General features: G+C 49.1%; 26 protein-coding genes and 1 pseudogene. All 27 read left to right on the forward strand.

The window, feature by feature from the left end; genetic code table 11:
- The first annotated feature begins 75 nt into the window (after nucleotides 1–75).
- Nucleotides 76–348 carry a stage VI sporulation protein F gene (locus tag ABD014_RS18590; RefSeq protein WP_068781752.1) on the forward strand — a complete coding sequence of 91 codons (273 nt, stop codon included), beginning with the start codon at nucleotides 76–78 and terminating at the stop codon, nucleotides 346–348.
- 224 nt (nucleotides 349–572) lie between these two features.
- On the forward strand, nucleotides 573–752 hold the full coding sequence (locus tag ABD014_RS18595) for a DUF2768 family protein (protein WP_343863747.1): 180 nt from the start codon (nucleotides 573–575) through the stop codon (nucleotides 750–752).
- Between the two features lie 39 nt (nucleotides 753–791).
- The gene (locus ABD014_RS18600; RefSeq protein WP_343863544.1) at nucleotides 792–1,436 is read left to right on the forward strand and encodes a nucleotidyltransferase family protein; all 645 of its coding nucleotides are present in this window, start codon (nucleotides 792–794) and stop codon (nucleotides 1,434–1,436) included.
- Between the two features lie 28 nt (nucleotides 1,437–1,464).
- On the forward strand, nucleotides 1,465–1,812 hold the full coding sequence (locus tag ABD014_RS18605; protein WP_343863546.1) for a 2Fe-2S iron-sulfur cluster-binding protein: 348 nt from the start codon (nucleotides 1,465–1,467) through the stop codon (nucleotides 1,810–1,812).
- A gap of 17 nt (nucleotides 1,813–1,829) precedes the next feature.
- Nucleotides 1,830–2,600 (forward strand): DUF3939 domain-containing protein, encoded by a 771-nt coding sequence (locus ABD014_RS18610; protein ID WP_343863549.1) that lies wholly within the window; start codon nucleotides 1,830–1,832, stop codon nucleotides 2,598–2,600.
- A 421-nt stretch (nucleotides 2,601–3,021) separates the two neighbouring features.
- Entirely contained in the window at nucleotides 3,022–4,500 is a 1,479-nt protein-coding gene (gene spoIVA, locus ABD014_RS18615; protein ID WP_251413195.1) for a stage IV sporulation protein A, read from the forward strand.
- Nucleotides 4,501–4,900: 400 nt separating this feature from the next.
- The gene (locus ABD014_RS18620) at nucleotides 4,901–5,173 is read left to right on the forward strand and encodes an HU family DNA-binding protein (RefSeq protein WP_068781750.1); all 273 of its coding nucleotides are present in this window, start codon (nucleotides 4,901–4,903) and stop codon (nucleotides 5,171–5,173) included.
- A gap of 97 nt (nucleotides 5,174–5,270) precedes the next feature.
- The gene (mtrB, locus tag ABD014_RS18625) at nucleotides 5,271–5,519 is read left to right on the forward strand and encodes a trp RNA-binding attenuation protein MtrB (protein WP_343863553.1); all 249 of its coding nucleotides are present in this window, start codon (nucleotides 5,271–5,273) and stop codon (nucleotides 5,517–5,519) included.
- A 140-nt stretch (nucleotides 5,520–5,659) separates the two neighbouring features.
- Nucleotides 5,660–6,193: a hypothetical protein gene (locus tag ABD014_RS18630; RefSeq protein WP_343863555.1), complete on the forward strand. Its 534-nt coding sequence runs from the start codon at nucleotides 5,660–5,662 to the stop codon at nucleotides 6,191–6,193.
- Nucleotides 6,194–6,301: 108 nt separating this feature from the next.
- Nucleotides 6,302–7,171, forward strand: coding sequence for a heptaprenyl diphosphate synthase component 1 (locus ABD014_RS18635; protein ID WP_343863557.1), 870 nt, complete (start codon nucleotides 6,302–6,304; stop codon nucleotides 7,169–7,171).
- Nucleotides 7,172–7,186: 15 nt separating this feature from the next.
- Nucleotides 7,187–7,906: a demethylmenaquinone methyltransferase gene (locus tag ABD014_RS18640; protein ID WP_343863559.1), complete on the forward strand. Its 720-nt coding sequence runs from the start codon at nucleotides 7,187–7,189 to the stop codon at nucleotides 7,904–7,906.
- Nucleotides 7,906–8,778: a UbiA-like polyprenyltransferase gene (locus ABD014_RS18645; protein ID WP_343863561.1), complete on the forward strand. Its 873-nt coding sequence runs from the start codon at nucleotides 7,906–7,908 to the stop codon at nucleotides 8,776–8,778. The genes ABD014_RS18640 and ABD014_RS18645 overlap by 1 nt, the downstream gene beginning before the upstream one ends.
- On the forward strand, nucleotides 8,778–9,401 hold the full coding sequence (locus ABD014_RS18650) for a UbiX family flavin prenyltransferase (RefSeq protein ID WP_343863563.1): 624 nt from the start codon (nucleotides 8,778–8,780) through the stop codon (nucleotides 9,399–9,401). The genes ABD014_RS18645 and ABD014_RS18650 overlap by 1 nt, the downstream gene beginning before the upstream one ends.
- Nucleotides 9,382–10,248 carry a menaquinone biosynthetic enzyme MqnA/MqnD family protein gene (locus ABD014_RS18655; RefSeq protein ID WP_343863565.1) on the forward strand — a complete coding sequence of 289 codons (867 nt, stop codon included), beginning with the start codon at nucleotides 9,382–9,384 and terminating at the stop codon, nucleotides 10,246–10,248. Before ABD014_RS18650 ends, ABD014_RS18655 begins: the two co-directional genes overlap by 20 nt.
- On the forward strand, nucleotides 10,245–11,219 hold the full coding sequence (locus tag ABD014_RS18660; protein ID WP_343863567.1) for a polyprenyl synthetase family protein: 975 nt from the start codon (nucleotides 10,245–10,247) through the stop codon (nucleotides 11,217–11,219). The genes ABD014_RS18655 and ABD014_RS18660 overlap by 4 nt, the downstream gene beginning before the upstream one ends.
- Before the next feature lie 103 nt (nucleotides 11,220–11,322).
- Nucleotides 11,323–11,766 (forward strand): nucleoside-diphosphate kinase, encoded by a 444-nt coding sequence (gene ndk / locus ABD014_RS18665; protein WP_343863569.1) that lies wholly within the window; start codon nucleotides 11,323–11,325, stop codon nucleotides 11,764–11,766.
- Complete coding sequence (locus ABD014_RS18670; protein WP_343863749.1) at nucleotides 11,763–12,587, forward strand: CheR family methyltransferase; 825 nt, start codon at nucleotides 11,763–11,765, stop codon at nucleotides 12,585–12,587. The genes ndk and ABD014_RS18670 overlap by 4 nt, the downstream gene beginning before the upstream one ends.
- 111 nt (nucleotides 12,588–12,698) lie before the next feature.
- Nucleotides 12,699–12,875, forward strand: a complete 177-nt coding sequence (locus tag ABD014_RS18675; RefSeq protein ID WP_343863571.1) for a hypothetical protein — start codon at nucleotides 12,699–12,701, stop codon at nucleotides 12,873–12,875.
- A 242-nt stretch (nucleotides 12,876–13,117) separates the two neighbouring features.
- Nucleotides 13,118–14,287, forward strand: a complete 1,170-nt coding sequence (gene aroC, locus ABD014_RS18680) for a chorismate synthase (RefSeq protein ID WP_343863573.1) — start codon at nucleotides 13,118–13,120, stop codon at nucleotides 14,285–14,287.
- Nucleotides 14,287–15,390 carry a 3-dehydroquinate synthase gene (aroB, locus tag ABD014_RS18685; protein ID WP_343863575.1) on the forward strand — a complete coding sequence of 368 codons (1,104 nt, stop codon included), beginning with the start codon at nucleotides 14,287–14,289 and terminating at the stop codon, nucleotides 15,388–15,390. Before aroC ends, aroB begins: the two co-directional genes overlap by 1 nt.
- A complete protein-coding gene (gene aroH, locus ABD014_RS18690; RefSeq protein WP_343863577.1) occupies nucleotides 15,383–15,754 on the forward strand; it encodes a chorismate mutase in 372 nt (123 codons plus the stop codon). The genes aroB and aroH overlap by 8 nt, the downstream gene beginning before the upstream one ends.
- Nucleotides 15,755–16,198: 444 nt before the next feature.
- Nucleotides 16,199–17,773: an anthranilate synthase component I gene (trpE, locus tag ABD014_RS18695; RefSeq protein WP_343863579.1), complete on the forward strand. Its 1,575-nt coding sequence runs from the start codon at nucleotides 16,199–16,201 to the stop codon at nucleotides 17,771–17,773.
- 5 nt (nucleotides 17,774–17,778) lie between these two features.
- Nucleotides 17,779–18,819 carry an anthranilate phosphoribosyltransferase gene (trpD, locus tag ABD014_RS18700; RefSeq protein ID WP_343863581.1) on the forward strand — a complete coding sequence of 347 codons (1,041 nt, stop codon included), beginning with the start codon at nucleotides 17,779–17,781 and terminating at the stop codon, nucleotides 18,817–18,819.
- On the forward strand, nucleotides 18,809–19,639 hold the full coding sequence (gene trpC, locus ABD014_RS18705) for an indole-3-glycerol phosphate synthase TrpC (protein WP_343863583.1): 831 nt from the start codon (nucleotides 18,809–18,811) through the stop codon (nucleotides 19,637–19,639). The genes trpD and trpC overlap by 11 nt, the downstream gene beginning before the upstream one ends.
- Nucleotides 19,640–19,641: 2 nt before the next feature.
- Nucleotides 19,642–20,280: pseudogene (locus ABD014_RS18710) on the forward strand (phosphoribosylanthranilate isomerase); the annotation flags it as partial.
- Between the two features lie 27 nt (nucleotides 20,281–20,307).
- Nucleotides 20,308–21,507 carry a tryptophan synthase subunit beta gene (gene trpB / locus ABD014_RS18715; RefSeq protein WP_343863751.1) on the forward strand — a complete coding sequence of 400 codons (1,200 nt, stop codon included), beginning with the start codon at nucleotides 20,308–20,310 and terminating at the stop codon, nucleotides 21,505–21,507.
- Entirely contained in the window at nucleotides 21,504–22,325 is an 822-nt protein-coding gene (gene trpA, locus ABD014_RS18720; protein ID WP_343863585.1) for a tryptophan synthase subunit alpha, read from the forward strand. Before trpB ends, trpA begins: the two co-directional genes overlap by 4 nt.
- Nucleotides 22,326–22,340 lie beyond the last annotated feature (15 nt).

Consider the following 22,340-nt stretch of genomic DNA (forward strand, 5'->3'; position numbering starts at 1 on the left):
TGAGCAGGAAGCCCACTCACCTTTTTCGTTCCGTTCTCATACTATAGGGAAGAGGACAACGGAGGAGGCGAACGAATGAACAATTTTTCCAAGGATGCTCTTAATGCCATTAACAAAAAAAGCGGTAAAAATATAACAGAAGGCACAGTCAAGAAGCTGGCTAGCAATGTGAAGCCGTCCACAATGCAGAATGAAGCTGAGCTGCGCAAGCTGATCAAGCAGGTATCGGCGGCTGCCAAAGTGCCCGTTACAGAAAGTACAATAAATGAAATCGTCAGCGCAGTGAAGAAGAGCGGCATGAACGCGAGCAATATGCAGGCTCTGATGAAAATGATGATCAAGAAGTAAGCTGGAGTTGATCTCCATTAATCATTGTGGCTGCTCTGTCGGGAATGGTCCTGCAGGAGATACAAATTCCTGTGGGGCTTTTTTGTTTATTTATTTTATTCAATCGCGTAGCCTGTTTTCAGTCGAAATGCTATAATATTCATCATATCAATCGAAGGAAATTTAAATTCTTATTAAAAGTAGACTTTTTGAATAACCTCTTATAGGAGTGTATGAATATGGTTCTGGATGCAATGACCAAGATGTGGCTGTCAATTGCAGCGATTCTCGTCATGGGCTTGTCCGTATTTCTGATTACGTTTGCAAGAACCAAGACGAAGGGGCTGCTTAAGGGGATACTTTCGCTGGCCGCTTTCGTCATTATGCTGGCGGGTTTCCTGACGGGGCTTATATCGATTACATAGACAGACGAATTGAGGCAGACTAAGGAAAGAGGGAATAACATGACAGATGGGGTCAAGTCTGACATTAATAAGTATCCCGGGATGATCCCTGCATTAACAGAGCTGGCTGTAAGATTGCGGGAAGCGGAAGGCGTTTGGATGCTGGGGGGAAGTAGTAGCTTGCTGCTGCAAGGGGTAGCGATCCCCGCTGCTCCGCGGGATATTGATGTGTATGCGGATTTAAATGATGCGCACCGGATTCATGAATTATTGCAACCTATTGCGGTAGATGAACCACATTTCGATCAAACCGAGCGCTATGTCTCTGTACTGAGTCATTATTCTCTGGGCTCGTATTCGATAGAATTGGTCGGGGGATTCGAAGTAAGATCGGAAGGTGGATTCTATAGGACGGAGGTTGCTGAGGTGTTGGCCTCATCTGCAGTGCTGACAGAGGTACAAGAGCAGTCGCTTAGTCTGATGCCTCTTGCCCATGAGTTCGTCTTCAACGTACTAAGAGGTCGCCCTGACCGCTATGTGAATATTGCAGCTGTGATGCGCAGGGAGCCGCAGAAGCATATGCCTCTGCTGGCTGTCCTCCTGAAGCGGAATCAATGGAATCAGGACCAGATTGTGAGGATGGCCGAGCTATTGGATCAGCCGCTGCTATCATGGCCATGGCAAGAATCTGACTATCAAGCCTAGCACATAAATGATTGGAGGATAAGCGGTGATGAGAGAGACACAAATAAGATTTAATCCTCCGCAAAAAGTAGTGAAAGTACGCCCAGGGACAAGCGTTCTGCGTGCCGCCCGGGAAGCAAGGGTACATATCGCGACACGTTGTGGTGGTAAGGCGGCCTGCCTGATGTGCAAGGTCAAGGTTGATCCCAAACATGCCGATGCGCTACGGCCTCCTAATGATGCCGAGAGACGCAAGCTTGGCTCGCTGCTTGACGAAGGATACCGCTTGGCTTGTCAGGCGATCATTTGCGGCAGTGCTGAGGTTGAGCTGCCCGAGGACCCTCTGAAGGCGGCGATTAGAAAGCAATTAGAGCAGCAAAAGCTGGATGAGATATAAAAAAAGGGGGATGCTCGTTGAAACGCTTGAACCGTCATATCGTTAGCCTGCAATCCAGGACTTTTCTGGTCCTGGTTATGCTTGCATGTCTGCTGACCGTATTATCTGGATGTATGTATCCAGGTGGGCAAGAACAGACCAATACAAGATCATACAGGGAGAGCGTCGATCGTGTTCAACGGGCGCTTGATCAATTCCAGACCGACACAGGCATACTGCCGATCATTACCGCCGGCCCGGAGACGCCGAGGTATGAGAAATACCGTATTGATATGATTCAAATGCATGATAAGGGTTATATAGAGGAGATTCCGAGTGCGGCATTTGAGCAGGGAGGTAGCGTATATTTCCTAGTCTTAAATGAAGAGGTAGATCCTACAGTCAAGGTTATGGATCTATTAACGGTACAGAAGGTAAATGATGTGCAGCGAATGGTCGATAGCTACCGCAGCAAGCATGACGGGGCTTCGCCTGTCCAGGATGGGCCGGAGGCTTACCCTGGTCTGTACATGGTCGATTTGAAGCTGGCCGGTGCACAGAATTATAAGGTGAGCAGTGTTTTCTCGGGACAGGAGCAACCATTTCTCGTTGATGATGAGGGCGTTGTCTATCTTGATTACGCTTTTGATATCATGCAGGTGATTGATAAATCCCAGCTTGATGCAAAAGCGGATCAGGAGAAGGATCTTAGAGAATATTTAACGGATCATTCCTATTACGTTCCTGTCAAGTCGCTGCCTTACAGATGGCTGGATGGTGTGCCTGTGGCTATAGCCACCGGGATATAGCGGAACGTTTAACAGTATTAACATTGCAAAATAATATAGGATATGAAGAAGACTGCCGGATGTTTTTTTGGCAGTCTTCTTTTTTTATTCGTCATAACTAACCTCATATAATCATATAGATTCTATGTGGCGGAATCATGCCTGTATGGCGTTTTGCAACGCTTCAATTAAAAAACGGTTTCTCTTGAAATTCCGTCATAAATCCGCATCTGGTACATATGATGATACTAGTCCAAATGCATGTACGAGTTAACGCCGCTTTCGTTCAGTCTCACTCCACAGCGGTTCGCGGCGGCGGGCACGGGCAAGAGGAGCTGCCGCTCCTATTATAGCAGTAGGCGTTAAGGAATGAGAATGACGAAGCGGATGCTCTCAAAGCATTTTTCCTTCGGCAAAATTTGAGGAGGGGATATCATTGGTATTGGAGAAAGTAGACATTTATAAGGACATTGCCGAACGAACTGGAGGCGACATTTATCTCGGAGTTGTCGGAGCTGTCCGCACAGGGAAATCAACATTTATCAAGCGTTTTATGGAGACTGTCGTACTTCCGAACATCACCAACGAAGCGGATCGAGTCCGCGCTGTGGATGAGCTTCCGCAGAGTGCAGCCGGGAAGACGATTATGACAACAGAGCCTAAATTTGTACCTAATAATGCGGTGCAGATCAAGGTCTCTGAAGGTCTCGAAGTAAATGTAAGATTAGTAGACTGTGTCGGTTACGCGGTAGAAGGCGCTAAGGGCTACGAGGATGAGAATGGTCCGCGTATGATCTCAACGCCATGGTTCGAAGAACCGATTCCGTTCCAGGAAGCGGCAGAGATCGGCACACGCAAAGTCATTCAGGAGCATTCCACGCTGGGCGTTGTCGTTACGACGGACGGGACGATTGCTGATATTCCGCGTTATTCCTATGTGGACTCGGAGGAACGGGTAATAGCGGAATTGAAAGAAGTCGGCAAGCCGTTCGTATTGGTAATCAACTCGACAAAGCCGAATAGCGAGGAAGCGCAGCAGCTTCGCGGAGAGCTCGCCGCTAAATATGATATTCCAGTCATTACGCTCAGCGCAGCTACGATGACTGAGGAAGACGTAACAGGCGTTCTGCGAGAGGTACTGTACGAATTCCCGGTTCATGAAGTCAACGTCAATCTGCCGAGCTGGGTTATGGTATTGAACGAGAACCACTGGCTGCGCAGCAATTACGAGAATTCTGTACGGGATACGGTCAAGGATATCCGCCGTCTGCGAGATGTGGATCGTGTCGTAAGTAATTTTATGGAATACGACTTCATCGATAAGGCCGGTCTCAGTGGTCTCAATATGGGGCAAGGTGTGGCGGAGATTGATCTCTATGCGCCGGATGACTTATATGACCGTATTTTGATGGAGGTTGTCGGTGTTGAGATTCGCGGCAAGGATCATCTCCTTCAGCTGATGCAGGAATTTTCACATGCGAAGAGAGAGTATGACCGCTTCGCCGAGGCGCTGGAGATGGTCAAGACAACGGGCTACGGCATTGCCGCTCCTTCACTGGCCGAGATGGCTCTCGACGAGCCGGAACTGATTCGTCAAGGCTCAAGATTCGGCGTACGCTTGAAAGCGACAGCTCCATCGATTCATATGATCCGGGTCGATGTAGAATCGGAATTTGCGCCGATTATCGGTACAGAGAAGCAGAGTGAGGAGCTCGTTCGTTACCTGATGCAGGACTTCGAGAACGATCCGATTAAGATTTGGGAATCCGATATTTTTGGTCGCTCATTGCATTCGATCGTCAGAGAAGGAATTCAGGGCAAAATTGCCATGATGCCGGATAATGCCCGCTACAAGCTTCAAGAGACGCTCGGCCGCATTATCAACGAAGGCTCCGGCGGTCTGATCGCAATAATCCTATAAATACGTAAACACGTTCAAAAGTTCAGTTTTCAGCACCTGAAGGCCCGAGTGAATTCAAGATTCGATGTCGAGGTCACTTCCTGAATTACTTCGTGATCAAAGGTGAACATAGGTCCAAATTAATGGAATATCCGGTTTCCTCCTCTAAGTAACCGTGTGCTGCCGATGGGCTGCATGCGGTTACTTTTTACCTATTCATCGCTTCTTGTAGTTAAAGAGCTTGAAAATATTGATTTCCTGTATTACTATAAATTTGTTCCGCGTCGCTGAAAAGAGTGTAAAATTCAACTTTTATCAGGTATAAACAGGGTAATAACGCGGTTTAACGTATATTCTGCGGCAAAACGGAAACACAGAATATCAGAGTAAAGTATTTTATAGAATAGGGAGGTGAATCGTAATGAATAAATCTGATTTGGTATCCAAGGTAGCTGAGAGCACAGAATTGTCCAAGAAGGACGCAACCAAAGCGGTTGATGCTGTATTCGAAGCCATTTCTGAAGCACTTCAAAGCGGAGACAAAGTTCAACTGGTTGGCTTTGGTAACTTTGAAGTTCGTGAGCGTTCCGCACGTAAAGGACGCAATCCGCAAACCGGAGAGGAAATCGAAATCCCTGCGAGCAAGATCCCCGCTTTCAAACCGGGTAAAGCGCTCAAAGACGGAATTAAATAAGATTTCTACATATCTTCTTTTGCGAAGGACCGTGGGCGTTAGTTCACGGCCTTTTCTTTTAGGAGATGTTCTGAAATAGAAAAAGGAGCGGTTGATCATGGAGCAGCGTCATCAAGATGAGAATGAAACCTCAAATAGCGGGGATTACTTCGTCGTCAAGGCCAAGGACCAAGGCGTAACGGTCATCGGCTTAACGCGCGGCAAAGACACGCGGTTTCATCATACGGAGAAGCTGGATAAGGGTGAAGTGCTCATTGCGCAGTTTACTGATCATACCTCTGCCGTGAAGGTGAGAGGCAAAGCGGTCGTATATACGAAGCATGGGATCATCGATACGGAAGAGTGATTTTGTGAATGCAGGCATAGCCTGCTTTTTTCTTTTGTACAATGGAAATAGGGACAGTATAAATACGTGTTTAAAAAGTCAGACTTTTAGCACCTCTATTAGACTGTGGATTTCTTGATTACAGAAGAAGGGGGAGGCCCATGAGACGGAAATGGATGCTTCAATTACTCATCGTATCGATCTTGAGTGTGGTCCTTCTAGCGGTTCTATCCAAACTGGACGGGCGACTGCTGGAGAATACGGCGGTCCATACAGTCTTTGCTGCTGGCCAGCCAGGAGAGCTGAACGATGACAATCTGGTAGATGGTTTGATTGCACTGCAACTTCCTGTGCCAATATCCAAGGTGGATCTGAATGGAGGGATTCTGTCTGTGGATTTGAAGGTCACAGCTGATCAATTCGATAAGAGTCGGTTGTATGCTGGGATGGCGGAGTTGATCTCATTTGCGTTCGAGCGGACGACTAACGTCGATCAGCTTCTGCTGCGCTTCGTTGCCGAAGATCGCTGGCTGGGCACAAAATATCTGCTGCTAGCCTCGGATGTTCATAAGAATGAGCTGCCTCAGGGTGCGCTGGAAATGCTGCGAAATCATGGAGATCAGGAGTTGTCTGATGATTTGCTGCGATGGTTCCATATTACGAGAACGAATTTATGGCGGCAGTCCGTAAATTGAGTTAGGTCTTTCGTGCGCTGGGAAATAACATATGATATAATATACAGGATTGTGGCATCGCTATTTTTAACGATTTGGATGCCAGTAATAGGTGCTCGGAGGCAGAGGATGAGACTTGATCGCATAACGGAACTGGCAAGAAAGTATGTTGAATATGACATGATTTCAACTCACACGGAGCTTCCGGACTTCCCGGTACCCCGTGTTCGTTTGCTTTATACGTTTCTGACGGACAGGGAGGGCGCTACGCAGAAATCGGCAGAGAACTGCGCTTTAGCGGCTTTTCTTGTACAGACGGGAATGGATACGCACGATCTGATCGATCTTGGCGGCGGTGAGCAGAAGGAGAGCAAGATGCGCTCCAGACAGCTGAAGGTGTTGGCCGGAGACTACTTCAGCAGTGTATTCTATGCACTGTTGGCAGGGGCAGGAGAGATCGATATGGTATCTGCGATGAGCTCGGCGATATGCGAGGCGAACTCGCTCAAGGTCAAGCTCTATACGAAGCTGAAGCAGATGCTGCTTACGGCAGAGGATTATCTAAAAGAGAGTACTCAGGTGAAGATGAGCCTGTTCCTTGCTTTCTCTGGACTGCTGGATAAGTCCAAGCAGAATGTATGGAGATTGATGCTTACAGAATTGAGCCGTTGCGAGGTTGTGATGGACGAATTGAAGCATAGCTCCAATATACCGGAGAAGCGACGCGGTTACGCCTACTTACATATTTTGGAATCCGGGACGTCGGAAGACAAAGAAATGCTGCGTTGCCACAGTGTCGGAGAACGCGAATGGGGCTCTATGCTCATTAAATACAATATGAAGGAGCAATTGAGCGGTCTGCTGCAGCAATCCGTAGAACGCGTACAGATGCTGCTTCAGGAGTGTAGAGGAGACAAGCTCTGCACCGAGATCGTCTCTGTACTGGAGCCGTTTCAGAACGTACTATCGATACAGCGCCGAGCGGCGCAGGAAGGCTGAGGTGATCCCCTGAACATGAATAACGTGACTTCAAGACCGAAGGAACAATTCGTTCACTCTGTATTCGAGAGCATTGCTCCAAAATACGATATGATGAACGATCTTCTAAGCTTCCGTCGCCATAAGGCATGGCGTAAATTTACGATGAAGAAGATGAATATGCAGCCGGGAAATACAGCGATCGATCTGTGCTGCGGTACCTGCGACTGGACGATCAGTATGGCTGAGGCGAGCGGAGGACAGATTACCGGGCTCGACTTCAGCGAGAATATGCTGAAATTCGGACGGAGGAAAGTGAACGAGCGTAGTCTCAGTGACCGAATCTCACTCGTACAGGGTGACGCAATGGGGCTGCCGTTCGAGGATAATAGCTTTGATTACGCAACGATCGGGTTCGGACTCAGAAATGTACCGGATCTGTATCAGGTTCTGCGCGAAATGCGCCGCGTCGTGAAACCTGGCGGTATGGTCGTATGCTTGGAATTGTCCAAGCCGACCTGGCAGCCGTTCAAGGGCATTTATTATTTCTATTTTCAGAAGGTGCTTCCGCTACTAGGTAAGATGGTTGCGAAGAGATATGAGCAATACAAGTGGCTGCCTGACTCGCTGGCCTCGTTCCCTGGTCGTGAGGAGCTTAAGGAAGCGTTCCGTGAGACAGGATTGGAACGAGTTGAGGCTTATCCTCTTACCGGCGGCATAGCTGCTCTACACATTGGAATCAAGGAGTCGCCATAATGCTAAAAAAGACGATCACATTTCTGCAGATGATCAAGTTTGAACATACTATTTTCGCCTTGCCCTTCGCTTTTATGGGTGCGTTGCTCGGCTCGGTAGCTATCAACCATGTGTTGCCAACCTGGGCACAGATCGGATGGGTGCTTATGGCCATGTTTGGAGCGCGGAGCGCAGCGATGGGGTTGAACCGCCTGATCGACCGAGTCAGCGATGCCAAGAACCCGCGCACTAAGGGGCGCGCCATTCCGGCAGGGCTGTTGAAGATCGGCGAGGTTATTGCCTTTATTATTTTCTCATTTGTATTATTGTTCTGGGCCGCAGCAGAGCTGGAGCCCCTCTCTATGAAACTGCTGCCGATCGCAGTCGTGATGCTGGTATTTTATTCATACACGAAGCGCTTCACTTGGCTCTGCCATGTTGTGCTTGGGCTTACCGTTGCCTTGGCTCCTCTTGGCGGCTGGGCGGCAGTCACAGGCAAGGTCGATGCTTCAGCTATGGTCCTCTATCTGACAATATCCTTCTGGATCGCCGGATTTGATATCATTTACGCTTGCCAAGATGTTGAATTTGATGCTAAGGAAGGTTTGCATTCAATTCCGGTGAGATTCGGCGTTGCAGGCGCACTCAAAATTGCCAAGGCATTCCATATTGCTACTGCACTTGGCTTCGTATTGCTCTTATTCTTGGCTAATCTCGGCTGGTGGTATATCGCCGGTATGATTATCGCTTATCTGATTCTGTTCTATGAGCATCATATTGTGTCGCCTACGGATCTCAGCCGTCTGCAGACTGCATTTTTTAATATGAACGGTGTATTGAGTATCGTCGTCTTCACCTTTACGCTAGTTGATTTGGTGGTGCAAAGCCGCTGATGAATCTGAACAGACGCAAAGCGATGGTTGTTGGCATCACGGGAGCAAGCGGGTCAATCTATGGGGTCAAGCTGATTCAAACTTTGCTCGGGATTGGCTATGATGTGCATCTGGTCGTCTCCAATGCTGGCTGGAGGGTGATCAAAGAGGAGCTTGGCTGGGATGTGTCCGACCGTAACCGTCTCATTGAAGAACATTTTGGCGGCTATGAGGGACATTGTGTCTATCATCCGATCAATGATATCGGGGCGTCGATCGCCAGCGGGTCTTACTTGGTAGAAGGGATGATCGTGATGCCTTGCTCGATGGGCACCTTGTCTTCGATCGCTAGCGGATCCTCGGATAACCTGATGGCACGGGCAGCCGATGTCATGCTGAAAGAGGCTCGTCCGCTCGTGCTTGTTCCAAGGGAGACTCCGTTGCATGCCATTCATTTGGAGAATATGTTGAAGCTGGCCAGGCTGGGAGTAAGGATAATCCCTGCTATGCCAGCGTTTTATTTCGGTCCTACCAGCATCGATGATTTAGTGTCTTTTCTGGTAGGGAAGGTTCTGGATAATTTAAGAATCGAACATGCTTTGTTTAAGAGGTGGGGGGATCACAATGGACAACCGGGAGAATGACGACATCCTCATCGGCAAAATCAAATATACAAACTGCTGGCCGATGTTCCATCACTTTAAGCCTGATGCCCTTTCGCAGAAGGCAAGTCTCGTTACGGAAGTACCATCTTTACTGAATCGTAGGATGTTTGAGGGGGCGCTGGACATTTCGCCGGTCTCCTCCTTTGCTTTTGGTTACAGTGCGGAACAGTTCGTTCTGCTACCGGATCTGTCGGTTAGCTCCAACGGTCCGGTTAATTCCATATTACTCTTCTCGCGCAAACCGCCGGAACAAATTCGGAACGGAGTTATCGCGTTAACGAACACTTCGGCAACATCGGTAAACTTATTGAAGATCATTATGGAGAAAGCGTATGGAGGAAGCCCGACCTATTGGGACAGCGAGCCTGATCTGGATCTTATGATGGCGAATAGCGACGCCGCCCTGCTGATCGGGGACAACGCTATTTCGGCCTCCTGGCACAATCAGGAGTTTATCGTTACGGATTTAGGGGAAGTCTGGAAACAATGGACAGGGTATGGAATGACGTTTGCCGTATGGGCGGTTCAGAAATCGTTCGCAGAGAATCGGCCTGAACTGCTGGCCGAGGTGAGCCGTGCTTTCCAGGACAGTAAGCGCAGAAGCTTGAGCGATCTGTCATCGCTGGTTGAAGTGGCGTGCAATGAAATTGGCGGCACTCGGGATTACTGGCGTCATTATTTCAATAATTTATGCTATGATTTTAATGAGCAGATGCAGAACGGATTAGCCTTGTACTTCTCTTACGCCTATGAGATGGGACTGCTAGAGCACAAGGTTCGTATCAATGTATGGAATGAGAATATGCTGACACGGGTGAAAGAATGAAGCTAATAGACATTTTCGGCGCGCTGAAAAAGGATATGGATTTTATTGAACGACAGCTATACAAAAGTATCGAAGGCGGAGATGAGCTGCTGAGTGAGACGAGCCTTCATTTGCTCAAGGCAGGCGGCAAGCGGCTTCGCCCTGTATTTGTCCTGCTTGGCGGGAAGTTCGGACAATATGATCTGAAGAAGCTGCAGCATGTTGCTGTTCCGCTGGAACTGATCCATTCCGCTTCTCTCGTCCATGACGATGTCATTGACGATGCTGGAACACGCAGAGGCAAGCCTACCGTCAAGGCGAAATGGGATAATAGAATTGCAATGTATACCGGCGATTACATATACGCTAGAGCTTTGATGATTGCTACGGAGCTGAAAAATCCGGAGATTCACCAGACTCTTGCCAAAGCGATGGTGCAGATGTCGATTGGCGAGATGGAGCAGATCCGTGACTTTTTCAATACAGAGCAATCGGTGCGCCATTACTTGCTTAGAATTCGCCGCAAGACGGCTCTTCTGATCGCAATCAGCTGTCAGCTGGGTGCGCTTGCTGCAGAGGCTCCGAAAGAGGTACACTCGCTGCTGTACCAATATGGATATAATGTCGGCATGGCTTTTCAAATTCGCGATGACCTGCTTGATCTGTGCGGAACAGAGAAGACCATCGGCAAGCCACCCGGTAGTGACATGCGACAGGGTAACATAACCTTGCCAGTCATCTATGCTTTGCAGGAAGAGAAGCTTCGGGAGCCGCTGCTTGCAGAAATCCGTGGAATTCATGCTGGCGATGGAAGCGGCAGCGTGTCCAAAGCGATCGATATGATCGTCTCAAGCAATGGAATTACCCGTGCGGAGCAGTTAGCCGATCGTTTTATTGAAAAGGCAATGGATGCTTTGGCGGGCTTGCCGGAAATAAAGCCTAGAACGCATCTGAAGGAAATCGCTTTATTTATTAACAGACGCACCTATTGAATACTACTTAACGGAAGGCCATTTTTCTGATAAAATACCAATGAAACCGCTATCTATAAATAAATTCATGTAGAATGACAATGTAAAATCGGGGGAGATTGCCTTGGAACGAACTTTTTTAATGGTAAAACCGGATGGTGTACAGCGCGGACTCATTGGTAGAATTGTTAGCAGATTTGAAGACAAAGGTTTCAAATTGGTTTCCGGTAAGCTGGTTCTAGCTACTGAAGAGCAAGCCAAACGTCACTATGCCGAGCATGAAGGCAAGAGCTTCTTCGGTGAGTTGGTTGACTTTATTACATCCGGTCCTGTGTTCGCTATGGTATGGGAAGGCGATGATGTAATCGCCTTATCAAGACTCGTTATCGGTAAGACCAAGGTAACAGAGGCGCTTCCAGGTACGATTCGCGGCGACTTTGCGGCTCACACGCCGTTTAATTTGATTCATGGCTCTGATAGCCCGGAGAGTGCTGAGCGGGAGATCGCTAACTTCTTCGAGCAGGATGAATTACTGGGATATCAGAAGACGATTGACTCATGGATATGAATAAACTCGGATTTGACGCGCTGCAGACAGAACCGGCGGATCATGATGCTGCCGATTATGTGGGATTCATTCAAAATGTAAAGAAAAGTACAGGCATCGACCTGGCTCAGTACAAAGAGGCGCAAATGAAACGGCGTCTGACAACACTGCGCAACAAAAACGGATATTCTAGCTTCACTTCTTTCTTCAAGGCAATGATGGAGAACAAAACTCTGTTCTATGAGTTTCTGGATAAGATGACGATCAATGTATCCGAATTCTGGCGTAACCCGAACCGCTGGGAAATTCTCCGTGACAAGGTACTGCCTGTGCTCAGCAACGGTAGATCGCGGATGAGAATATGGAGCGCTGCTTGTTCAACCGGGGAAGAGCCTTATACCTTGGCGATGATCCTCGCCGATCAAGGGCTGCTGCAAAGTACATATCTGCTTGCCACGGACATTGATGAAGGGGCGTTATCCAAGGCGGCGCAAGGCCTATACCTGGAACGCTCGCTCAAGGATGTTCCGGCCGATGTGAGTAAGCGGTACTTTACCCAGGACGGCATGATGTATCGATTCGACGAAGGTCTGAAGAAGCATGTTACCTTCAAGAAGCAGAATCTGCTAGCCGATTCTTTTGAGGAAGGCTTCGATCTGATTGTATGCCGCAATGTGATGATCTACTTTACCGAAGAGGCGAAGCATGACCTGTACCATAAATTTGCTCAATCGCTGCGACCGGGGGGGACCCTCTTCGTCGGAAGCACCGAGCAGATTTTCTCACCGGGGCAATACGATTTGGAGACTTCCGAGACTTTCTTCTACCGCAAAAAAGCTTAATCCCACGCAGTATATTCCTGGTGCCCTTGTCCGATAATGAGAAGTATCAGAGGTAGTTCAAAAAGTACGCTTTTGAACACGAACGATCAGGTATCTCGTGGAGGTCAGCTTATGGACAAGAGGAAGGTAATTAACGCATATCGGCGCGGGTTCCTTACCGCGCAGGAATGCGCTCAGGTACTCGGGATTGAGCGGCAGCAGCTCGACGATCTGCTTACGGACGGTGCAGAGGATCTGTACCGGCATTCTTCTACGACTGCAGGGCATAGACAGTCGGCAACGAAATAATATGAAAGCGCATCATCCTTCGGTGGTTCAGGAGGGGGTGCGTTTTTGCTTTAGAAATATAGAATTTACCTCTTATGTAGTCACATTTCAATTGAGATGCTAGAATAGAATCTAACTTTGATCCGGTTGTTCTTAGTGGCCTACGGTTTCTTGTCAAAAGGAAAGGTCATATACTATAATGAGCAGAGTAATTATCGGGTTTTAGTTCTTTACAGTTTAACAGTTTAAAGGGGGAACGCAGCATGACTTTGCGTTATTTAACGGCTGGGGAGACACATGGTCCTCAGTTGACTGCTATTATCGAGGGATTGCCTAGCAATCTGCATCTGGATTTTGAGGCGCTTAATTATGAGCTCGCCCGTCGTCAGAAGGGGTATGGCCGTGGAAGACGGATGCAAATCGAGAAGGATATCGCGGCTATTGTCGGTGGCGTTCGCCATGGATATACGACCGGAGCGCCTGTCGCTGTCGTTGTAGAGAACAACGACTGGACGCATTGGCGTAACATTATGAATATTGAGCCTATTGAAGGCACTGACGAAGAGAAACGTCGTGTTCATCGTCCTCGTCCGGGTCACGCTGACTTGAATGGCGGACTCAAATATGATCTGAAGGATCTACGTAACGTGCTGGAGCGCTCTAGTGCGCGTGAGACCGCAGTTCGCGTTGCCGTTGGCGCGATTGCCAAGCAATTCCTGGGCCGCTTCGGCATTAAGATCGGCGGTCAAGTGAAGAGAATCGGCGAGATCGAAGCTCCTCCACATCAATTATCTCTGGATGAGCTGATAGAGATTACTGAACAATCCTCTGTCCGTGTAGCGGATAAGGCTACAGAGAAGAAGATGGAGGAATACATCGATAAAATTAAGTCCGAAGGCGATTCGATCGGTGGAATTGTAGAATGTATCGTTGAAGGCGTGCCGGTTGGACTCGGTAGTCATGTGCAATATGACCGCAAGTTGGATGGACGAATCGCTCAAGCAGTTATGTCGATAAATGCTTTCAAGGGTGTGGAGATCGGAATCGGATTTGAAGCGGGCACAATACCTGGTTCACAGGTACATGATGAGATTCTGTACAGTGAGGACCGCGGATACTACCGGGCAAGCAATCGTCTTGGTGGCTTCGAAGGCGGGATGACGAACGGTATGCCGATTGTTGTACGTGGGGTAATGAAGCCGATCCCGACGCTCTATAAACCTCTGCAGAGCGTTGATATTGATACGAAGGAGCCTTTCACTGCTCAGGTAGAACGCTCTGATGCATGTGCTGTACCCGCAGCAAGCGTAGTACTAGAGCATGTCGTAGCCTGGGAAGTGGCGAAGGCTTTCCTTGAGAAATTTGGCGGAGATTCCATCGAAGAGATTGAGCGCAATTACAAGGGCTACCTAGCTCAATTGGAGGCCTACTAATGAGAACGCTGGAAGTAGATTTGGGCGATCGATCTTACCCGATCTATATTGGCGGAGATTTGCTGGAACAAGCTGGCGCTTATTTTGAGCGTCATGGATTAACGAAGAAGAGTCCGGTACTGATCGTTACAGATACCAATGTAGCACCGCTGCATTTGCAGAAGGTTGAAGTCTCTCTGGAATCGAGCGGTTACCGGACAGTTCATCATATTGTTGAGGCCGGAGAGCCTTCAAAGTCATTGGCTGTATTTGAGGAAGTAATGACGACGGCGATTGAGAGCGGTCTGGATCGTAAATCATCCGTTGTAGCTCTTGGTGGCGGTGTGGTTGGCGATTTAGCAGGATTCGTAGCTGCTTCTTATATGCGCGGGGTAAACTTCATTCAGATGCCGACGACTATTCTGGCTCATGACAGCAGCGTTGGCGGGAAGGTGGCGGTCAATCATCGTCTGGCTAAAAACATGATCGGTGCCTTCTATCAACCTGAGATGGTTCTCTACGATGTTAGTTCATTGCAGACCTTACCGGATCGTGAAGTTCGTGCAGGCTTGTCCGAGATGGTGAAGCATGGCTTGATCTGGGATCAACAGTTCGCCGACTGGTGCGGGGACCATGCCGGTAAATTGCTGTCACTGAACCCGGAAGCTCTGGAATATGGTTTGATTCAGGGCTGTGGGGTTAAAGCGAAGGTTGTTGCGGCAGACGAGCGGGAGCAAGGACTCCGCGCTATCCTTAATCTCGGTCATACGCTTGGTCATGCGATTGAGGCCACCGGAGGCTATGGTGAGTATTTGCACGGAGAAGCCATCTCCATTGGTATGGCTGCAGCGGCTTTGATTGCCGTTCATCGCGGCAGAGAGGCAGCGATTTATGAGAGAACAGTAGAGCTTCTGCAAGGCTTCGGACTTCCAACGGCCATGCCAGTGCATTTGGATGAAGATCAACTGATCTCGGCCATGATGCATGACAAGAAGTTTACAGAGAACAAAATTGTATTCGTACTCCCGGTTCAAATCGGAAAGGTAGAGATTGTCTCCGATGTGACACTAGACGAGGTACGCCGGGTTATCGGGGAATTGAAAGGGGAAAGACAGAATGTATAATCGCGGCATCCGCGGAGCAACGACGGTAGCTCATAACGAGGAACAGGAAATTTTGGACGCAACAGCAGAGCTATTGAAGAAGGTCGTCGCTGCCAATGAGATTATGCCTGAGGACATTTGCAGTGTCTGGATTACAGTTACGCCGGATCTTGATGCTGCTTTTCCTGCTAAGGCAATTCGTGTGCTGCAGGGCTGGGATATGGTTCCGCTGATGTGTTCGACTGAGATCCCGGTGAAGAACGCGCTTCCGAAGTGCATCCGACTGTTGATCCATGTAAATACGAATAAGGCGCAGCGGGAAATGAAGCATATGTATATGAATGAGGCGAGAAGCCTTCGTCCGGATATCAGCGGGCAAGCTTAATACCGGAATGATGTCTGGATTTAGGCAAAAAAAGAAAGTTGCCAACTGGCAAAGAATCATGTATATTAATTTTAAGATTTTGGTTAAGAATGGTTTTTTGAGCTGAGTAGAGTTGAGATGAGCAGAGTTTAGCTGAGAGAGTAGTCTAGTTCAGATATTATGCCTGAAATGGTCAGGACATACAGAGGATGAATCTATAGGGGAACCTATACATGGGGACGGGTGTATTTACTGTTCCGTAGGAATTATGAGACTCCGGGTTATTTTGGGATCCGTAATTTCTGTGATTTTTCATTCCGTATGCTTGTCGGCATTGTACAGGACAGACGTCACTTCATACTGCGAATCTAAGTTACCTCTACTTCGGTAGAGGTTTTTTTGTTGCCTATAAGAGTAAGTTCAAAAAAAAGTATTACAAAGATGAGAAGAAGGAAGTGATCGAGCATGACAACCCCACAGGTTGAGCAGGTAATTGCACTGGCCAAAGACTATAATTTGATTCCGATCGTACGCACATTACTGGCGGATATGGAGTCGCCTATCCGTATTTTCCGGCGGATCGCCGAGCGGGAACGGGCATTTTTACTGGAGAGTGTAGAGGGTGGTGTGAACTGGGCGCGCTATTCCTTTATCGGCAAAGACCCGTTCATGATGATTACCGCCAAGAAAGGCCAGTTAGTTGTAGAGCGCGGCGGCGTCAAAGAGCAGAAACAGTCGCAAAAACCTGTGGAGGAGCTTCGCTCCATCCTGAGGGGATTCCGTAGCCCGATGCTTCCAGAACTGCCTCCTTTCACCGGGGGAGCGATTGGTTTCTTCGGATATGATCTGCTGCAGTATTATGAGAAGCTGCCGGAGCACCGGATCGATGATCTCAATATGAATGATCTGCAGTTCATGTTCTGCGATCAGATTATCGTCTTCGACCACATTAAGCAGCGTATTCTGCTGATTGCCAATGTGCATGTCAAAGATGGGGATCTTGAGGAAGATATACGCAGGGCTTACCAGGAGGCAGAGCTTAAGCTTGATGAAGCAGCAGCATTTCTTCAAGAGGAAGATCCGACCGAGAAGTTCAACCGGCAGCCGATTCCCACGCAAGTAGAGCTTGGGGACGTTCGTTCCAATCTAACGAAGGAACAGTTCATAGCGAATGTGGAGAAGGGCCGGGAGTATATCCGAGCCGGAGATATATTTCAAGTTGTATTATCGCAGCGGTTCCATATTGAGACAGAGGTCGATCCGCTGCATGTGTATAGAGTTCTGAGGACGCTCAATCCCTCGCCGTATATGTATTATCTTAAAATGGACGACGAGATTATCGTCGGTACATCGCCTGAGGTTCTAGTGAAGGTAGAGGGAACCCGGGTGGAGACACGGCCAATAGCTGGCTCGAGACCGCGCGGTGCTACCACTGCGGAGGATCTGGCGCTCGAGGCCGAGTTGCTGCAGGATGAGAAGGAAAGAGCAGAGCATCTGATGCTGGTTGATTTGGGACGCAATGATCTCGGCAGAGTATCGGAGTTCGGTAGTGTGAAATGTGAGTCCTATATGAATATTGAACGCTACTCGCATATCATGCATATGGTCTCCAAGGTATCCGGTAAAATGCGGAGCGACAAGGACTTCTTCGATGCTTTTCTGTCCTGTATGCCTGCGGGAACTGTATCAGGCGCGCCGAAGCTGAGAGCGATGGAGATCATCGCCGAGTTGGAGCAGCAAGCAAGAGGAACTTATGCTGGAGCGATCGGCTATCTTGGGTTTTCGGGCAATATGGATTCTTGCATTACAATTCGGACGATCGTATTCAAGAACGGCAAGGCTTATGTACAGGCCGGGGGCGGGATCGTATGGGACTCGGTGCCAGAGAACGAATATCAAGAATCAGTGAATAAAGCGAAGGCTTTGTTAACGGCAATTCGGATGGCTGAGCAGATGTTTCCGCTGCAAGCGAAGGATGAAGCGGTGACCAATCAGGATTATTTATATGAATATACGCCTGCGGGGCTAAGAAGGGAGTAGAGAGGATGAACGGACAGCAAATTGTGCAAACCGGATTGCAACGGGTCATAGCCGGCCAACATTTGGCACGGCAAGAAGCGAAGGAAGTCATGGAAGTTATTATGAGTGGAGAATCGACTCCGGCGCAAATTGGCGGCCTTCTGACGGCTTTGCGAATTAAGGGTGAGACGATCGAAGAAATTACGGGATTTGCCGAGGCTATGCGCTTACAGGGGAATCGGATGTACACAGAGTCAACTCGGTTGTTGGATACTTGCGGAACTGGCGGCTCTGGCATTCACAAATTCAATATTTCGACGACATCGGCCATTGTTGCCGCATCCGTGTCTGTTCGCGTAGCCAAGCACGGCAACCGCTCTGCTTCTGGCCGCGCTGGAAGTGCGGATGTGTTAGAAGCGCTCGGAGTGAACATTCATCTGGATGCAGAGCAAGCGAAGCGTTGTCTCGACCAGATCGGGATCTGCTTCCTGTTCGCGCAGATTTATCATCCGTCGATGAAGTATGCGGCAGGGCCGCGCAAAGAATTGGGAGTGCGGACCGTATTCAATATGCTCGGTCCGTTGACGAATCCGGCTGGTGCTGACCGACAAGTACTGGGAATCTATGATGCCGACAAGACCCAGACAATTGCTAGCGTGCTTCGTGAGCTAGGTTCCAAACGGGCACTTGTTGTAACAAGTAGGGAAGGGCTGGACGAGATCAGCATCTCCTCGCCAACTCTGATCTCGGAGTTGAAGGACGGAGAAGTGAACACCTATGAAATTCAGCCGGAAGATATCGGATTAAAAGCATATCCGCTCACTGAAATGATGGGAGGAGACCCGGCTACGAACGCTGAGATCATCTCACGGGTGCTTCAAGGCGAGAAGGGGGCTTACCGAGATGTAGTGCTGGCGAATGCCGGAGCCTGCATTTATGTGTCTGGCCTGGCTGACAGCATTCGTGAGGGAGTTGTCATTGCCGCCGAGTCGATCGATTCGGGGAAAGCATACAGCAAGCTGGAACAGCTTATTCATACAACGGAGGATTTAAGTTATGTATCTTGATAAAATCGTCGAGACGAAGAGACAGGAAGTTCAGAAGCTGACCGAACGATTAACACGAATAGAAGCAGAGCGGCAAATCTCTCTGCTTCCGCCAACGCGAGGATTTCATCAGGCGCTCTCCGTGAGGAATAAGCGGGAATTAGGGCTGATCGCTGAGGTAAAGAAGGCGTCGCCGTCCAAAGGGTTGATCCGTCCTGACTTCAATCCAGTGGAGATCGCGCGCAGCTATGAGTCTGCAGCAGCGGATTGTATTTCGGTCTTGACCGATGAGAGCTACTTCCAAGGAAGCGGCTCTTATTTGCAGCAAATCCGCGACCATGTCAAGCTCCCGCTGCTGCGCAAGGACTTCATCATCGATGAAATGCAGATCTATGAGGCAAGACTCCTCGGGGCGGATGCGATTCTACTGATTGCGGCAATTCTGGATGATGAACAGCTTCGCAGGTTTATGCAGACGGCTGCTGCACTGGATCTGGACGTTCTGCTTGAGGTTCATGATCGGAATGAAATGGAACGAGCCCTATCGCTAGGGAATGCCCTACTTATCGGAATCAATAATCGTAACCTTCATACATTTGAGACGCGGCTTGAGGTAACGGCTGAATTGTCCTCTATGGTACCCGCGGAGGTGACACTGATCAGTGAGAGCGGAATTCGTACTCCTGAGGATGTGAAGTATTTGGCCCAGACTGGCGCGAAGGGGCTCCTCATTGGCGAGACGTTCATGAGACAGCCACGTGTCGATCAAGCGGTGAATGAGTTGATGGGTGTGCTGGAGCAAGATGGGGTCGGGTCTGTCTTGCGGAAGGAGCGTTCCTGAAAATGAATGAAACTACAGTAAAAATATGTGGACTTCAATCCGTTGAAGTGCTAAAATCGATGATACATTTACCCATAGATTATATTGGATTTGTCTTCGCCAAGAGCAAGCGGCAAGTAAGTCCTGCCCAGGCGGCCGAGTTGGCGGCGCAGCTTAAAGAATGGAAGACTTCAGAAATCCCAAAGGGCGTTGGCGTATTTGTAAATCCTGAGCTGGCGGAGCTGTCTGATATTGTGAAGACTGCAGGGCTGGATGCGGTGCAGTTGCATGGCGGCGAAAGTCCGGAGCTTTGCCGGGAGGTACGGGAACGACTTGAGATTCAGGTGGTCAAGGCCTTCTCCGTACTGGAGAGCGGATCACTCAGTGGAGAATTGAAGATCGAAGATTATGCAGGCGCTGTGGACGCTGTTCTGCTAGACACTTATGACCCGATTTATGGCGGTGGTTCAGGGATATCTTTTGCCTGGGAGAAGGCTCTTCCTTATCAGGCTTGGGCCAGGGCGCAAGGTATTCCTTGCTGGATTGCTGGTGGACTGAATCCCGATAACATTACTGAATTAATGAGGAATACACACCCGGATGGTGTAGATGTGTCGAGCGGTGTGGAGATGAATGGAAGCAAGGATATAGATAAAATAACAGCATTCGTGGAGAGGGTGAAGGGGAAGGTGGCACAAGTTCCTGATGAACACGGGCGGTTCGGTCCATTTGGCGGCCGTTATGTCCCGGAGACGTTAATGAACGCGCTAATTGAGCTTGAGGAGTCCTATAATCGATATAAGGATGATCTCGATTTTCAAACAGAAATTGCATATTTGCTGAAGCAGTATTCAGGAAGGGAGACCCCGCTGTATTATGCGGAGCGACTGACCGAAAGCCTGGGCGGTGCGAAGATCTACTTGAAGCGCGAGGATTTGAACCATACTGGAGCCCATAAAATCAACAATGCGATTGGCCAGGCGATTCTGGCAAAACGGATGGGGAAGAAAAAAGTCATAGCTGAGACAGGCGCGGGCCAGCACGGTGTGGCTACGGCTACGGTCGCAGCACTGCTCGGTCTAGAGTGTAAGGTATTCATGGGAGAAGAAGATACGAAGCGTCAACAGCTTAATGTGTTTCGCATGAAGCTGCTCGGCGCGGAGGTCGTGCCAGTTATGTCTGGAACACGCACTTTGAAGGATGCTTGTAATGAGGCGCTGCGCTACTGGGTCAGTCATGTCGAGGACACCTTCTATATTCTTGGCTCGGCGACTGGACCGCATCCGTATCCGATGATGGTTCGCAATTTCCAGCGGATCATCGGTGATGAGACGCGTCGCCAGATTCTAGACGCGGAAGGAAGACTGCCGGATATGCTCGTCGCTGCGGTTGGCGGAGGCAGCAATGCAATCGGCATGTTCTATCCTTTTATCGAAGATGCGTCTGTACAATTGGTTGGTGCCGAAGCAGCAGGTAGAGGCATTGATACGGAATTTCATGCGGCAACGATGACGAAAGGAAGCAAGGGTGTATTCCAGGGTTCACTTAGTTATTTGCTGCAGGATGAGTATGGACAGGTTAAGCCGGCCCATTCAATCTCCGCGGGTCTCGATTACCCAGGCATCGGACCGGAGCACTCCTATCTGAAAGATATAGAGCGGGCACGGTACTACCCGATTACCGACAAGGAGGCGCTAGATGCTCTACAGTTACTAAGCAGAACAGAGGGAATTATTCCTGCGCTGGAATCGGCACATGCTGTGGCTCAAGTTATGAAGATGGCGCCGGAGATGAGCAGTGAACAGATCATCGTAATCTGTCTGTCAGGGCGCGGAGATAAGGATGTGGAGTCGATTATGGCTTACACTGAAGGGGGTGCTGCGCTATGAAGTCTACGGAAAAGAATCTGATGGATCAGACCTTTGCCCAGCTTCGCAAGGAAGGCAAAGCAGCACTGATGCCGTTCATTACAGTTGGTGATCCGGATGTGGAGACTACTATGGAAATATTAAGAGAAGTCGAGCTGGCCGGTGCGAACATCGTTGAGCTAGGCGTCCCCTATTCCGATCCATTAGCTGATGGTCCTGTCATACAGCGGGCATCAGAGCGTGCGCTGGCCCATCATGTTACGATCGAGACTTGCATTGAGGTAGCCCGCCTGGCTAGAGAGAGCGGCATTCAAATGCCAATCGTATTATTCACTTATTTCAATCCGGTCCTGCAGACTGGATTTGAACGCTTCTTTGGGCTCGTGCAGGAAGCAGGAATTAGCGGACTCATCATCCCTGACTTACCGTACGAGGAATCCGAGGAAATTTTGCATCTGGCGGATGAAGCGAATGTTCATCTTGTGCCACTCGTCGCTCCCACCTCGAATGAACGAATTCATCGTATTGTGTCCCGGGCCCGTGGATTCATTTATTGTGTGTCCTCACTCGGCGTTACGGGAGAAAGAGCTTCTTTTGCCCAAGGAGTGGATGATTTCATCAAGACTGTGAAGGAGGGCACCGATCTTCCTGTCGCCGTTGGCTTCGGCATTTCGAGCCGAGAGCAGGCTCAGCATTTTGCCGAGTTCTGTGATGGGGTTGTCGTCGGTAGTGCCATTGTGCGCAAGATCGAGGAAGCATTGCCATTATTACAGAGTGAAGCGACGAAGGAACAGGGCTTGTTGCAAATTCGTGACTTTGTGGCAAAATTAAGAGTGTAAGGAATGAAGGAGGAG

The organism is Paenibacillus motobuensis, from assembly GCF_039521865.1.
In the GTDB taxonomy this organism is placed as follows: Bacteria; Bacillota; Bacilli; order Paenibacillales; family Paenibacillaceae; genus Fontibacillus; species Fontibacillus motobuensis.

Bases quoted from the DNA above. Each gene is read 5' to 3' on its own strand.
- ABD014_RS18590 (WP_068781752.1), top strand. From the start codon at position 76: ATGAACAATTTTTCCAAGGATGCTCTTAATGCCATTAACAAAAAAAGC.
- ABD014_RS18600 (WP_343863544.1), top strand. From the start codon at position 792: ATGACAGATGGGGTCAAGTCTGACATTAATAAGTATCCCGGGATGATC.
- ABD014_RS18605 (WP_343863546.1), top strand. From the start codon at position 1,465: ATGAGAGAGACACAAATAAGATTTAATCCTCCGCAAAAAGTAGTGAAA.
- ABD014_RS18620 (WP_068781750.1), top strand. From the start codon at position 4,901: ATGAATAAATCTGATTTGGTATCCAAGGTAGCTGAGAGCACAGAATTG.
- mtrB (WP_343863553.1), top strand. From the start codon at position 5,271: ATGGAGCAGCGTCATCAAGATGAGAATGAAACCTCAAATAGCGGGGAT.
- ABD014_RS18630 (WP_343863555.1), top strand. From the start codon at position 5,660: ATGAGACGGAAATGGATGCTTCAATTACTCATCGTATCGATCTTGAGT.
- ABD014_RS18635 (WP_343863557.1), top strand. From the start codon at position 6,302: ATGAGACTTGATCGCATAACGGAACTGGCAAGAAAGTATGTTGAATAT.
- ABD014_RS18640 (WP_343863559.1), top strand. From the start codon at position 7,187: ATGAATAACGTGACTTCAAGACCGAAGGAACAATTCGTTCACTCTGTA.
- ABD014_RS18645 (WP_343863561.1), top strand. From the start codon at position 7,906: ATGCTAAAAAAGACGATCACATTTCTGCAGATGATCAAGTTTGAACAT.
- ABD014_RS18650 (WP_343863563.1), top strand. From the start codon at position 8,778: ATGAATCTGAACAGACGCAAAGCGATGGTTGTTGGCATCACGGGAGCA.
- ABD014_RS18655 (WP_343863565.1), top strand. From the start codon at position 9,382: ATGGACAACCGGGAGAATGACGACATCCTCATCGGCAAAATCAAATAT.
- ABD014_RS18660 (WP_343863567.1), top strand. From the start codon at position 10,245: ATGAAGCTAATAGACATTTTCGGCGCGCTGAAAAAGGATATGGATTTT.
- ABD014_RS18670 (WP_343863749.1), top strand. From the start codon at position 11,763: ATGAATAAACTCGGATTTGACGCGCTGCAGACAGAACCGGCGGATCAT.
- ABD014_RS18675 (WP_343863571.1), top strand. From the start codon at position 12,699: ATGGACAAGAGGAAGGTAATTAACGCATATCGGCGCGGGTTCCTTACC.
- aroC (WP_343863573.1), top strand. From the start codon at position 13,118: ATGACTTTGCGTTATTTAACGGCTGGGGAGACACATGGTCCTCAGTTG.
- aroB (WP_343863575.1), top strand. From the start codon at position 14,287: ATGAGAACGCTGGAAGTAGATTTGGGCGATCGATCTTACCCGATCTAT.
- aroH (WP_343863577.1), top strand. From the start codon at position 15,383: ATGTATAATCGCGGCATCCGCGGAGCAACGACGGTAGCTCATAACGAG.
- trpE (WP_343863579.1), top strand. From the start codon at position 16,199: ATGACAACCCCACAGGTTGAGCAGGTAATTGCACTGGCCAAAGACTAT.
- trpD (WP_343863581.1), top strand. From the start codon at position 17,779: ATGAACGGACAGCAAATTGTGCAAACCGGATTGCAACGGGTCATAGCC.
- trpC (WP_343863583.1), top strand. From the start codon at position 18,809: ATGTATCTTGATAAAATCGTCGAGACGAAGAGACAGGAAGTTCAGAAG.
- trpA (WP_343863585.1), top strand. From the start codon at position 21,504: ATGAAGTCTACGGAAAAGAATCTGATGGATCAGACCTTTGCCCAGCTT.